Here is a 12758-nt window from a genome sequence, read left to right as displayed (position 1 = left end):
CGACAATAGGGACCCTTTCGCGCCTGATCGGGCGACCACGGGACGGCAGCCGGAATACGGCGCGCAACAAGGCGAACGATGCCCTGCCGGCCGACGAGCTCGGCTTTGTGCTGCAATATGCCCGCCAACCTGATCTTGAACAGGAGCGCCGACGGCTCGTGTCCATACTGGACACGCTTGATTTCCTGTTGCAGCCGCTGTTTCCGATGAGCGCCGACGAACTTTCCCATTTTGCCGTCCTGCGTTTTCCTGGCGTCGGAACCGGCCGCGCCTCCGATGCGCTGTTTTCCATTGCCTACGAGCTTGGCGAAGCGCTCGATCTCGTCAGTTGCGAGCCCTGTATCGGCGAGTACATCATGACGTTTCCCGAGCCGCCCCGGGCGGATAGCGGTCCGGCGCGGATGAGCAGCCTTTGCTGGGTGAACAGCCCGGCTCCGGCGGACAAGAAATGGGCGCTCGAGAACACACGGGTCATGTCTGCCTGGCATCTGTCGCCCGGCCTCGGAAAGGGCATCTTCATCGCCCAGCCGGATACGGGTTTTGCCGCCCACGACGAAATCGAGGCAGACGCGCTGCGGCTCGACCTTGCCGCCGACATACTCGAGGGCGGCGGCGATCCGACCGACCCCCTCGATCCGACGACATCCTGTCCGGGCCACGGCAGCGGAATGGCCAGCGTCGCCGTCGGGCGCAGGAGCGGCGAGATCAGCGGCGCCGCGCCCGGAGCGCATCTGGTTCCGATCCGCTGCACATCGGACGTGCAGATGATCAATCCGGCGCCCATGGCGCGGGCCGTGGATCATGCCCGCATGTCCGGATGCCATATCGTTTCACTCAGCCTCGGGGGCCTGGGCAGCGCGGCGCTCAGGACAGCCATCAAGAAGGCGGTTGAATCCGACCTGATCGTGGTGGCCGCGGCCGGCAATTGCATCGGTCTGACCGTCTATCCGGCCCGCTATCCCGAAGTCATCGCCGTGGGCGGCACGAATATCAATGACCGCACCTGGCGCGGCAGCAGCACCGGACCGGCCGTTGACATCGCGGCACCGGCGGAAATGGTCTGGCGGGCGAAGCACGATATGAGCAAAGGCGGCAAGCCCATTGTGTCGGAAGGTCAGGGAACGTCCTATTCCGCCGCGCTTGTCGCCGGGATCGCCGCGCTCTGGCTCGAACGGCACGGCCGCGACAATCTGGTCGCCGAAGCCCGCTCCCGGAACGTGACGCTGCAGGAGTTGTTCCGGTCGGCGCTGCGCCACACCGCCCGGGTTCCGACCGGCTGGAACAGCAGCCGTCTGGGCGCGGGGATCGTGGACGCGGAGACATTGCTGAGCCTTGCGCCGGCCGATATTCCCGATCCCGCATGGCCGGCCAAGTCCTACCGGCCGTGTGCATCGGAAATCCAGCGCCTGGTGTTTGAGGCGACACACAAAAAGCCCGAGGACGGGGAATTCGACTGGCACCGCTACGGCGCTGAAATCGCCAATCTGGCCCTGCGTCTTGCCCACAGCAGAACCCAGTGGAACGGAATGGACGGGCAGCGGTCCGCCAGACGTATCGCCGTCTCGGAACATCTGCGCCGGGCGGTCAGAGAGTCCGGCGATTTGGCTCTTGCCACCCTGACCGAGAGTTTTGAAAATATATCGTGCGAATAGGCCGCTGTAACGGCGACCTTGCGTGATTGTCGGGATCACAAAAAGCCCGTGGCGCGGGCCGCATCCTGCCCGTGATGTGAGATTTGGGGAGTAGTTTCTTGGGACGAGAGATTCTGGACTGGACAATGTCCGCTTCCATGGGGGGCGTGACGGAAATCGCCGTCATGGCGCCCATCATCAAGGGCCGCGTGCCCGGGGAAAGACTGACCTACGAGGAAAAGCTGCGCCGCGTCATCGCTTCGATCAGCGACCGGGCGCAACGCGGCATTCCGCATCAGCTCAGCACGATACCCAGCATTCATTTCGGGCGGATGATGATTATTCGTCCCGAGCAGTACCTGACCAATTCGCATGTTCCCGGCCTTGCCTATTACAAACCCGGCGAAGGCGGCGCGGCGGATGCTACGTATCGCGTGCCAAGGCCCATGGACGAGTTCAAGGTCTCCATCCAGTTCGCCGGCGCACAGCCGCCCGGCGCCAATGGCGCCAAAGCCGGGGAAGGAACCGCGAACGCCCAGCCGAGCTTTCATTCCTGGCTGCTGACGATCGTCTCGTTCGACGGTGATCTGAAGGTCTATTTCCGGGATATTGCGCAGTTTCTGGCGCGCGATTTCGACGACGTGTTCGTCAATTGCGTGGATTTTCCCTCGACCGCCAATTTCGAAAGTTTCTGGCACTGGATCCGGCGCTACCAGGTCCCCGTCGACCTGTTCCTGTGCGCCTATCCGGACGTCTCGGTGGTGCGTATCAAGCAGCTTGAGGATTTCAAGCGGAGCTTCGACGGCTTTGTCGCCAAGGTGCGCACGCCGACCGGGCGACGGGTGGAGAACATGGACGAGCTTTTCGATGAATTCCTGCGCAAGACGGGTCAATACGCTTCGGACTTTCCGACGCCGGGCGGCACCTATCGCGGAAAATCGGACGGAGACCTTTGATCATGCCGGATATCTACACACGCCCCGCCGGGCCAGGACCTGTCGACGCCGCAACCCGCATCCAGGCCAATCTCGGGCAGGTATCGAAATTCGCCAACGGGAAAACGCGAAACTGGTCGCTGTTCCTGTTTTTCCGGATCCTGAGCAAGGCCGAGATGGACAATTCGCGCCTGCTCCTGGCCCGCCTTGCCGAGGCGGCATCAAAAGCCGGTGGCGGTGTGCCGGACAGCGCGCTCGATCTGGCGGCGGATCTGGGCGCTCCGCAGGTCGCGCGCTGCGATCCGCCGGCGGGCGACCCGACACATCCCGATCCCGCCGATCCCTTCCCGCCGGCCGATCCGCTGACGGATGATTTTGCCTCGGACGGGTTCCGGGCCTGGCTGACCCTGCTGTCGAAGGGCGATGTCGGTCCGCTGATGGCAGGCCTTTCGGCATTCTTCGGTCTGGACAGCGCCCGGCCGCCCAACGAGGCCGTCCTCAAACTTGCAAAGTCCCTGAAGGCCGAGCTGAAAAAGGAAAAGGGTGTTTTTGGCGCCATCGACTGGCTGCAGAAGAAATTCGACGGCGGCATGTCGAACGAGACCGTGCTGATATCGCTGATCATGGCGATTGCCGTGCTGATGCGCCAGCCCGATGCCAAGGTCAAGGCGGCCATTGGCGCCATCCTGGACCTGACGGCCTTCGGCAAGGACCCCGGCGATGCCGGTCAGAGGGTCGTTTCGCAGGGGCTCGTGGCGGTCTGCGCCTATGAATTGCTGCGTCAGGCCAAGCTGGCGCGGGACGGCGCGAAACAAAAGGGCCATTCCTCTCCGGTTCGCAGCGAGCGGGCGCAGGTCGACGGCAGATATGCGGACAAGGCGATGGTCTACGACCCGGTTCCGGTCAATATCGCCTTTACCTATCCGGGCCTTGAAAAGCTCGCCATCGATCCGACGACGCTACGCTCGTTCCCGGATGCATTCCGGCAGGGAATGGCGGCCCGCGCGGACCGTCTCGGAGATACCGGGGCAAGCGCGCCGCAGAACTGGCACGGTGAGCTCGGTCTTCCCACGGTCAGCGGATATTTCACCGGCGGCTTCCAGGTCGGAGCAATGGCCGATGAAGACAATTGGGACATGGGGCCGGAGGAAAGCTGGGAGCGGCTGCGCCGCCAGATAGACGATTTCAATCACCGGTCCGGCCCGCGCGGAAAGCTCCTGCGCACGATTCTCGGCGGCCTGTTTCGCATGATCGGCATGGAGATCGTCCATATCGAACTTGGCCAGGACCCCTATTTCGTGGAAGACGGCCGTGCCATCGCCTCGGGATACCGCAAGGAGCATTTCGGGTTTCGCGACGGTGTCAGCCAGCCCTTCGTCGATATGAAGCTCGGCAAACCCATGCCGGGCGGAGCGACGCCCGGCCGCAACGGTACCTGGGCGCCCGTAGCGCCCGGCGAGATATATCTCGGCTATCCCGATGAGGACGGAAACCGGGCGCAACAGCCGACCAACGCGCTGCTTCGCGACGGCGGCACGTTCATGATTTTCCGCAAGCTCGAGCAGGACGTGACCGGATTTCGTGCGTTTCTTGCCGAGCAAAGGCCGGGTGATGCTCTTGCGCAGAAGAAACTCGCCGCACAGTTCATGGGCCGCTGGCAAAACGGCACGCCGTTGATGATGGCGCCGGACAGTCCACGCGAAATCGGACCGGACGGCGACCGGCTGATCAATGATTTCCTTTTTGTGCGGGACGATCCGAAAGGCGAAAAATGCCCGCTCGCCTCGCATGTGCGACGCAGCAATCCGCGTGATATCGGCGGGCGCAACGACGCGCGCAGGCACCGCATTTTGCGGCGGGGCATCGGTTATGGCGGACCGTTGCTGGAAGAAGGTTCGCGCGGGGACGGCAAGAAACGCGGGCTGCTTTTCATCGCCGCCAACGCCCGCATCGACCTTCAGTTCGAAGTCATACAGGCGGACTGGATGAACGGCGGCGAGTTCATGGGGCAGGCCGGCCTGGCCAAGTGCCCGATTGCCGGCGCGAATTCCGGCAGGCTCGAGGACAGTTTCCTCGAGGCCGGCGCCACCGCGCCCGTGACCAATATTCCGCGCTTCGTGACAACACGCGGCGGCGATTATTTCTTCGCACCCGGCCAGGACGCGCTTGTCGCAATGGCCGGGGGCGAACGCTTCCGGACAGATGCGGCGGACCTGCTGTCCAGCGGGCACAGCATGAGCGATCCGCAGACCCCGGGGCTTTTTACGAGGCCGAGAATAGAGACGTTCACGCGCCTCTTTCTCAATCCCCGGGGCGCTGCGGAGCTCATCCGCGTCACACCGCCCGGCATCCCGCGGACGTCGCCCTATCCGGACGGATCGACACTGCATGAACCCGAATCGCTGGGCGAGGATGTCTGTTTCGTCGGCAAACACAGCCATGTCAGCGATGTCTTGCGGTTGCTTGACGCCGATGGGAAACGGCGGTTCTCCGTCGCCCATTACAGCGAGGCGGGCAGGCGCGTGCTGCGCGGTGACGACATGGTCATCGGTACAGAAATCGACGGTTCGACGCAGGCGCAGCGCGAACGGCTCTATTGCATCCTTGCGGAGGCCTGGACGGCGCTGAACGAGGCGAGCGAGGACGATGGCGGCGTGCGCGGGCGCCTGTCGGCGATCGTTTCATCGCGTCTGGAGGCGGCGCTGGAACGGACCGGCGACAGCCGCGGGATCGACCTGGTGCGCGATCTTGCAACCGACGCGTCCTACGCGGTCATCGACGAGCTGTTCGGCACGCCGGGGCCGCCATGGGTTACGGAACTTGGAATTGCGCTGCCGTTCGCCCGTCAGCATGTCGGCCATCTGCATCCCGACTGGCTGTCGGTTTCGAAAGGCAAAATGCCGCGCAATCCGGGTCTCGTGACAATGCAGATCTGGTCCATTCTGACGCTCGGCGATGTGTTCGGGAACGTGATTGCCTACAGGACGCTGAGAAATCTGTCCGCGCAGGCCGGCGCCGAACTGATGAATCATTTGAACCGGCTCATCACCGATGCCTGGACCCAGAGGTCGCCGCAGGTCAGGACGCTGGTCGACGCCTTTATCCATATCGAAGACAGGATGCTGGATCGTTTCGAAACCTATACGCGCGAACAGTATCACGCCGATGTGGGGGCGATCCTTTTCGAACTGATCGCCTCGGCGATGGCCGCAATCCCGTCGACATTCGGCAACGTCATGGACACGGTGCTAAGGTTCAGAATAGGCCTGCCGGAACTTTTTGACCGCATGGGCCGTCTTGGCGTTTCTCCGCGTTACGGCGCCGGCGGCGGACCATCGCTCGTCACCCGGCTTATTTACGAGGCCGAGCGGTTGCGGCCGAACTTCAAGATCCTGATGCGCCAATGTGCCGAGGATACCGAGTTGGAGCCCGGTCTTGCCCTGGGCGAAGGAGACTGGGTCGCGGCGCTGATAACGGCGGCCAATTTCGACGCCGCGGCGTTTGATGATCCGTTCCGGTTTTCGCTGCACCCGTATGTGCCCGAGCATCCCGAGCGGCCGATGGACAATTACCTGCTGTTCGGCGCCGCGACGATGCCGCGGGAAAGGGAATCCGATCTGGAGGCCCGCGTGCGCGGACGTCATTGCTGGGGCCGCGACGCGATTGCGCTGCACATCCTGGAACAGTGCGTGCTTGCGGCGGGCCGGCTGGAAGGCCTGCGGAATGTGGCGGGGGCCGCCGGTGAGATGCAGGAAATCGCCGGCGCAAAAACCGGCCTCATGGCGCGTTTTGCCCGGCTGCGCCCGGATATGTATTGAGCGGTGCGGCCGTTTCACGCATTGATTGAAGCATAGCCTGCATTTTTGATGTCGTTTTGGCACTGTTTGGTGTGATGGTCTGGATCAGTTTCCCGAGGAATTTCCATGTTTCCTCGATTGTTTGCCTCTGGGCGATGCGCATCCAGTGTTTGATTTGTGAGAATGCCTGTTCGATTGATGGTGTGAATGGCTCCTGCTCCCGGCGTCGCATTGCGCCATAGCGCAGCCTTCGCCGCGCGATATCGGCACGGCCCTGCTCAATGGCGAGCAGGCTTTTTTTGAAGCTCAATCCCTCGCGCAGCAGGAAATGCCACACACCGCAGAGATGATGGAGGAATTCATGCGTCCCGAGGCGACGCGCCACTGACGCCGATCGGGCAGCCGCTCATCGAGCCGGACCATGCTTGCCGACATACCATTTGACATATCCGACAAACGGGTCGTCTATACGGCATTGCCGCAGTATTTATCTTGCAAAGAATACGGCAATGCCGTATAGTGATTGTCATGCACACGGTTATCTGGACTGCGACATTTCTCGCTCAAGCAAAACACTGCCGCCTTTCTGAGGAGGAAATAGACGTCATAGTGAACCTATTGTCCGATGACCCGCTTGCCGGTGACATTATGGCTGGAACTGGTGGAGCACGGAAGCTGCGCCTTCCGGGTCGAGGGGGAGGCAAGAGTGGCGGCTATCGAACCATTCACTATTTTGGAGGTAGCGATGTCCCGGTGTTTCTACTGGCGGTCTACGGCAAGGGAGCAAAGGCCAATTTTTCGAAAGCCGAGCGGAACGAACTCGCGAAGATACTGCCTCAAGTTGCGGATGCCTACAGGGCGAACGCAAAGAAGATGGCGAAGAAGCTTCGCCTCAGCAGATGAAGGAAAACGAAATGAGCCTTGGTAAAGAATTGATTCAGAGTGCCCATGAGGCGCTTGCTATCGCAAAGGGTGAAACAGAACCGGCAGGTGTATTCGTGCCGGAAAGCGTCGATGTTGCCGCCATTCGCAAAAGACTGAATTTGTCACAGGCTGAATTTGCGAGACGCTATGGTTTGCCGCTCGGAACTTTGCGCGACTGGGAACAGGACCGACGTTCACCAGACCGGGCCGCAGTTGTCCTCCTGTCATTGATCGACCGAAATCCGAACATGGTTGCCGATACGCTTGCGATACAATGACAGCACGTGATCAGCGTCGGACTCCTTCCTCATCCAGTGGCAGCCCTACGGCCCAAGCCCTCCCGATGGGCCATGCCTACCAAGAGACCAAATGACAGTGCGACAAGGGAGTCGTCCGAGACTCCCTTCGTCATTTCACCCACCGGAAGACAATATTTTCCGAATTCGATCCCATGGCGCTCCGCGAAACGTAGTTCCCCTCGTCAGCTCAGCCTTTCGATCAGGCGATTGACGGTATCTCGACGCTCATGAACCACACCGATGATCACCGGGCGTTCCAAGCCTTCACGAATATAGAACACGAAGTGGTAGCGATACTTGGTGACGAGCAGGTGAGGAAATTCCTTTGAGAAAGTCCGCTTGAATACGCTGCCGTCCCCAATTGAGTCAAACGTGGCGTGCAATCCGTTTCGGTATTTTTCGAGGGCCTCTCTGCCCCATCTGTTGCCGGTGTAGCGTGCAACCTCCCGGAGATCCTGTTGAGCGTCCGGTGATAATTCATAGGATGCCGTCACCTAATGCCCTCTTCCTCAATAACCCCGTCGAAAATCTCATCGAGGGTTTGATCGGAGCGTTCACCGCGCATAGCGGCTTCGACCCTTGGTCCCAGGAAGTCCTCAAGCTCTTTCAGTGCGGCCTCTTCGTCCGGCAAGGTTCGCTCCAGGACATAGTCCTTGATGGATTTGCCCTGCATGGCTGCAGTGGCCTTGAGCCGCTTGTGCTGCTCCGGAGTGATTTCAATCGATAGGCGCATGGTGTCCTCACCGGGTCAGTTGTCATTGGTTCTCAAAATAGTTCAAACTGACCAAATTATCAATCTGTAACAAATGTTGTCTCCTGAACCGGCAACGATAATCGTGCAGAACCTGTCCCATAGGGCCTCCTTCCATTCCGGCGAGAAGATCGCACCATCAAAACCTGGGATCAAACATCAGACCAGCGGCTTGAAGCCGTGCCGGTCGCAAAGGGCGTGATGTTCGTCGATATCCTTGCGCGGCAGCGGACTTGACGGGTTGATCGCCGTCGCAAGTTTCGCCCTGATGGCGAGACCCTGCGCGGTCAGTCCGGGATTGTCGATGCCGCGGCCGATGGCGATGGCCTGATCGATCGCCGGAATGCAGCGCTCGACCGCGCCGGAGTGGAACAACGCTTCCGCGTAGCCGGCATAGAGATAGAAGATCTCCAACCGTCCGGTGCGCAGATGCAAGGCTCTCTTGAAGCAGTCCTCGGCCAATTCGAGGGCTTCGTCCGGCCGGCCGTTGCGCGCCAGCGCCATGGCCAGGAGGCCGATAATGTGCGGTTTGGGCGCGTCGTAACCATGGCGTTCGATCAGCGCCATGGCTGTTTTCAGCAGTTCCACCGCCTCATCGTAGCGCTCCATCATGATGAGCGTGCGGCCGAGCGCGTTGAGCGCCACGACCTCGGTATACGGGTCCTTGCTCGAGCGTGAGATATCGAGGGCGCGCCGGCCATAGTGCAGACTTTCCTCATAGGCGCCCGTATCGGTCAGAAACCAGCCGAGGAACGCGCGCGATATGGCGCCCGGAATACCGGCCGAACCCAGCCTTGCGGTCTCGGCATCGCCCCTCAGCTGTTCGCACAGGGCCCGCTCGAGCTCGATCGCCGCGGCCAGATCGCCGGTGGCGTGACTGAGGAGCGCCAGGAGGTGCTGCGCGGCAAAGGTATGCGGCAGGGAATCAAGTTCGCGGGCCGTTTCCAGCGCCTCTCTCACGGTGGCGGCCCCCTGATCGTAGCGCCCCTCGAACCAGTCGATCATGGCGACATTGCATTTGGCGGCGCAAATCTTGTTGGTCCGGTTCTGCTTTATCGCCAGCGCCATGGCGCGCGGCAGATGGTCATGCATCTTGGAAAACTCGCCAAGCTGCAGCATGGTCGGACACACCATCAGCGTGAAATCGACGAATTTGCGTTCGGCCGGTTCGCCGATACGCTCGATACATTCCAGCGCCTGTTCGAACAGAAGCTGTAGCGATTTGCCGGCGAAATTTCTTTTCGCCATGTCCGCGGCGCGCCACAGATAGTCCAGAGCGAGCTCATCGTCGCCGGCGGACCCGGCGTGGAAAACAAGGCGCTCGTACTGGCCGGCAAGATCGGGATAGGTTCCGGTGATGATGTCGATCGCCGAGCGATGGATGTCGGTGCGCCGCGGGCGCGGGACGGTGATCGAACAGGCTTCCGCGATAATGGCGTGACGGAACCGGACGGCGCGGCGCGACACCCGGCCCGCTATGGCGAGCTCCTCCAGCGCATCGAGTTCGGCGTCCAGTTCCTCGCGGCTCTTGCCGAGGACCTTCTGCGCGAAGTCCAGATCCACTTCCTCGCCGAGGATGCTCAGGGCCTGGGCGCAATGTTTTGCGGCGCGGGGAAGGCGGTTCAGCCGCGCATGGATCATGGACTGCACGCCGTGGGGCACCGAATCAATGGATTCGGGATTGTCCGAATCAATCGAGCAGACAAACTGCTCGAGGACAAAGGGTATACCGTCCGCCTGATCAAGCGCCCTTTCGACGCTCAGATGTTCGTGATCGGCTCCGGCAAGGAGCTGACGGGCCAGCTCGCGCATATGGGCGCGATCCATCGGCTCGAGGCGCACGACGTTATCGGTTATCTGCTGTGCGTCATAGGCGGCCTCCGGCCGTCCGGTCACCATAAGGAAAAGCGATCGGTCGTCGTCGACGGCCTGCAGCATTTCAAGACAAAGCTGGCTTTCCGGATCGACGATGTGCAGATCCTCGACGAGCAGCAGCGTCCGTCCCCTGACCGCCAGCCTGCGAAATGTGCGCCCAAGGGCTGCCGCGGTTTCCTTCAGCGACAGGTGCGGGGTGGCGCCGGAAGGTCCGCCGGCCTCGGAACTTATTATCGCGTCGAGCGCGACGAGCGCGTCCGGTTCCACGCCGACCGCCTCGGCGGCCGACCATATCTGCTGTCGCGAAGCCTGGTCGTCCAGGTTCAGCGCATCGAGGATCAGGCCCTGCATGACGGCGAAGGGCGTGATGCGCTTTTGCATGTCGCCGCGATATACCACGAGCCGGTCGGCAAGATCGGTGGACAGGGCGTCATGGATGGCCGCGGCCGCCAGGCGGCTCTTTCCAATGCCCGGCTCGCCGACAATGGCAAGGGCGCCGTTTTCGGCGATGCCGGCGCCGATCTTCTCGCGCAGCATCGACTGCTCGCGATCCCGGCCGACGATCGGCAGCTTATATTGCTGGATCACATCCTTGCGGACCGTACGATCCGGCGCAGCCATCAGGGTAAAGACGCTCGAGCCGATCTCGCCGAGTATCGGCAAATCCGGCCGCGCACCGGCTTTCTGGCCGTAGCGGCACAGGTCGACGGTCTCTCCGCTGAGCAATATCTCGCCCGGTGCTGCCGATTTCTCCAGCCGTGCCGCCAGATGAACGGTGCCGCCGACAAGGTCGATCTGCGAGCCGCGCTCAAGTGTCAGGTTGCGAAGGCCCACGAGGCCGGAGTGAATGCCGACCCGGAACTGCACGACGTTCGAACCCGGATCGCGGATCGGCTCGCCCATGTCGCCGTAATGCTGGATATTCCAGGCGGCATCGCAGGCGCGGTCGGCATGGTCTTCCATCGAATCGGGCCAGCCGAATACGGCAACGCCTCCGTCTCCGGCAAAGCTGACCAGCAGGCCCCCGGCCCGTTCGACCTCGGAGCGGATGTGCTCGAGAACCTTGTCCACCATGAGTTGTGCATCATCGGGATCGACCGCGGCTATCCGGCTGGTTGAACTGACGGCGTCAACGACCATGACGGTCACGACGCTACGTTCTGGGTATGCCATCAAATGCACTGCGCATGCCCCCGAATTCGGCATATTCGACGCACGCTCATTACCGGGGAAGTCCCAAACAAATGCATGCGGCAATCAGGAAACCCGGTTTTCTACCGAAAACCGGTTGTTTCCGCGCCAAAATCAATCACCTGTAATTATTGACCCTAATTGCCAAATATATCAAATTTTTGCTGCTTGTGACAGTTTTGCAAAGGTTTCTGCGCGTCGGCTATTGATGAGGTGACTAAAAGCCCGCAACGACAATACAGGTCTATTAAATACTAGATGTCGGCCATCGCGTTAATCGATCTTTTGCATTTGCCTCTTAACTTGTGTTTCACCGGTCGTTCGCACGTTTTTAGCGAAATCGCATGAAGCAATAGATCCGGTCGCCGTTCGGCATTCCATCTCCCTTGTTTCTCCGGATATCTCCTGATGCTCATTTCTCGGAAATTGCCTCTCGCAGCCGCTATTTTGACCGTCGTTTCAATTGCGGCGTCAAGCATTGGCGGCATGATGATAAGTTCCAACGCGCTGACACGTGAATATGACGAGAAGCTCTCGGCGATATCGGACGGCCGGCGCAACCAGATCGAGACTTATCTGGAAGGGACAAGAAAGGACGTTGAGGAAATCGCCGTCACGCAGGACGTCGCCGCGGCGCTCAATCTTTTCGGGATCGCGCTGACCATGGTCGAGGACGGCATGGACAGCGAGTTTCGGGCGCTGGTGACCGATCCGGACCTCACCCATGACGAAAAGGTCGCCCGGAGCCGGGCCAGCGGCGCCAGCATCTATCTCAACCATAAAGGCAAATTCGACCCGGTCTTCGAGAAAATCGCCGAGGAAAATGAATTTGAGGACATCTTCCTGGTGAAGGCGGACGGGCAGGTTGTCTACACGCTGAAAAAGAAGAGCGACTTCTATGTGAATATGACGGACGCGGCATGGAAGGACACGCCGCTGGCGCAAGCGCACACAGCGGCGCTTGCCCTGGGCGATTCCGAAGGTGTTGTGTTTGTCGACTACGCGCCCTACGCGCCGGGCGAGCGGCCTTTGACGGCGTTTATCGGCAAGCCCGTCATCGTCGGAGGCGAGGTGAAAGGCGCCTTTATCGTTGCGCTGCCGACCGGCCGTATCGAATCCATCATGAGCAACCGGACCGGGCTTGGAAGGACGGGCGAAACCGTTCTGCTCAATTCCAAGGGTTTTCTTTTGACCGATGCGCCGCTGTCGGGGATGAATGATGTCGGCGTTGCCAAGCTTGATGCGGCTCAATTCAGCCAGATCGCGGGACGCGAGATCTTTACCGGGCAGGACAGCAGCTATCGCGAGAACATGACCGCCAAGGTGGCCTTTGCGAATGTCGATTTCCTCAACGC

General features: G+C 61.0%; 9 protein-coding genes and 1 pseudogene. 6 read left to right on the top strand and 4 right to left on the bottom strand.

Annotation, left to right across the window (positions count from 1 at the left end):
- From AC5E6N_RS14825 to AC5E6N_RS14815, 3 genes are all read left to right on the top strand, one after another.
- Positions 1–1652: S8 family peptidase (locus AC5E6N_RS14825; RefSeq protein ID WP_491748532.1), on the top strand; the 1652-nt coding region annotated here is incomplete at its 5' end.
- A gap of 98 nt (positions 1653–1750) precedes the next feature.
- Complete coding sequence (locus tag AC5E6N_RS14820; protein WP_491748531.1) at positions 1751–2587, top strand: hypothetical protein; 837 nt, start codon at positions 1751–1753, stop codon at positions 2585–2587.
- A gap of 2 nt (positions 2588–2589) precedes the next feature.
- Positions 2590–6384, top strand: a complete 3795-nt coding sequence (locus AC5E6N_RS14815) for a hypothetical protein (RefSeq protein ID WP_491748530.1) — start codon at positions 2590–2592, stop codon at positions 6382–6384.
- A 14-nt stretch (positions 6385–6398) separates the two neighbouring features.
- Here the strand turns inward: AC5E6N_RS14815 and AC5E6N_RS14810 are convergent.
- Positions 6399–6700, bottom strand: a pseudogene (locus AC5E6N_RS14810) (hypothetical protein); the annotation flags it as partial.
- A 191-nt stretch (positions 6701–6891) separates the two neighbouring features.
- Between AC5E6N_RS14810 and AC5E6N_RS14805 the strand changes: the two are divergent.
- Both AC5E6N_RS14805 and nadS read left to right on the top strand, forming a co-directional pair.
- Positions 6892–7266: a type II toxin-antitoxin system RelE/ParE family toxin gene (locus AC5E6N_RS14805; RefSeq protein ID WP_491689625.1), complete on the top strand. Its 375-nt coding sequence runs from the start codon at positions 6892–6894 to the stop codon at positions 7264–7266.
- 11 nt (positions 7267–7277) lie between these two features.
- A complete protein-coding gene (gene nadS / locus AC5E6N_RS14800; RefSeq protein ID WP_491689626.1) occupies positions 7278–7565 on the top strand; it encodes a NadS family protein in 288 nt (95 codons plus the stop codon).
- A gap of 203 nt (positions 7566–7768) precedes the next feature.
- Here the strand turns inward: nadS and AC5E6N_RS14795 are convergent, their stop codons facing one another.
- The 3 genes from AC5E6N_RS14795 to AC5E6N_RS14785 all read right to left on the bottom strand — a co-directional run bounded on the left by AC5E6N_RS14795 (position 7769) and on the right by AC5E6N_RS14785 (position 11385).
- Positions 7769–8080, bottom strand: coding sequence for a type II toxin-antitoxin system RelE/ParE family toxin (locus AC5E6N_RS14795; RefSeq protein WP_491748529.1), 312 nt, complete (start codon positions 8078–8080; stop codon positions 7769–7771).
- On the bottom strand, positions 8077–8319 hold the full coding sequence (locus tag AC5E6N_RS14790) for a type II toxin -antitoxin system TacA 1-like antitoxin (RefSeq protein WP_491748528.1): 243 nt from the start codon (positions 8317–8319) through the stop codon (positions 8077–8079). Before AC5E6N_RS14790 ends, AC5E6N_RS14795 begins: the two co-directional genes overlap by 4 nt.
- A gap of 177 nt (positions 8320–8496) precedes the next feature.
- Positions 8497–11385, bottom strand: a complete 2889-nt coding sequence (locus tag AC5E6N_RS14785; RefSeq protein WP_491748527.1) for an ATP-binding protein — start codon at positions 11383–11385, stop codon at positions 8497–8499.
- A gap of 504 nt (positions 11386–11889) precedes the next feature.
- Between AC5E6N_RS14785 and AC5E6N_RS14780 the strand changes: the two genes are divergently transcribed.
- Positions 11890–12758 (top strand): cache domain-containing protein (locus tag AC5E6N_RS14780; RefSeq protein ID WP_491748526.1); only part of this gene is annotated, 869 nt, incomplete at its 3' end.

The sequence above is a fragment of the Hoeflea sp. genome, assembly GCF_984452065.1.
The sequence above is the reverse complement of the archived record's forward strand: the minus strand, read 5'-3'. Positions and strand labels throughout refer to the sequence as shown.

Coding starts and splice junctions, on each gene's coding strand:
- AC5E6N_RS14815 (WP_491748530.1), top strand. CDS start 2,590: ATGCCGGATATCTACACACGCCCCGCCGGGCCAGGACCTGTCGACGCC.
- AC5E6N_RS14805 (WP_491689625.1), top strand. CDS start 6,892: ATGCACACGGTTATCTGGACTGCGACATTTCTCGCTCAAGCAAAACAC.
- nadS (WP_491689626.1), top strand. CDS start 7,278: ATGAGCCTTGGTAAAGAATTGATTCAGAGTGCCCATGAGGCGCTTGCT.
- AC5E6N_RS14790 (WP_491748528.1), bottom strand. CDS start 8,319: ATGCGCCTATCGATTGAAATCACTCCGGAGCAGCACAAGCGGCTCAAG.
- AC5E6N_RS14785 (WP_491748527.1), bottom strand. CDS start 11,385: ATGGCATACCCAGAACGTAGCGTCGTGACCGTCATGGTCGTTGACGCC.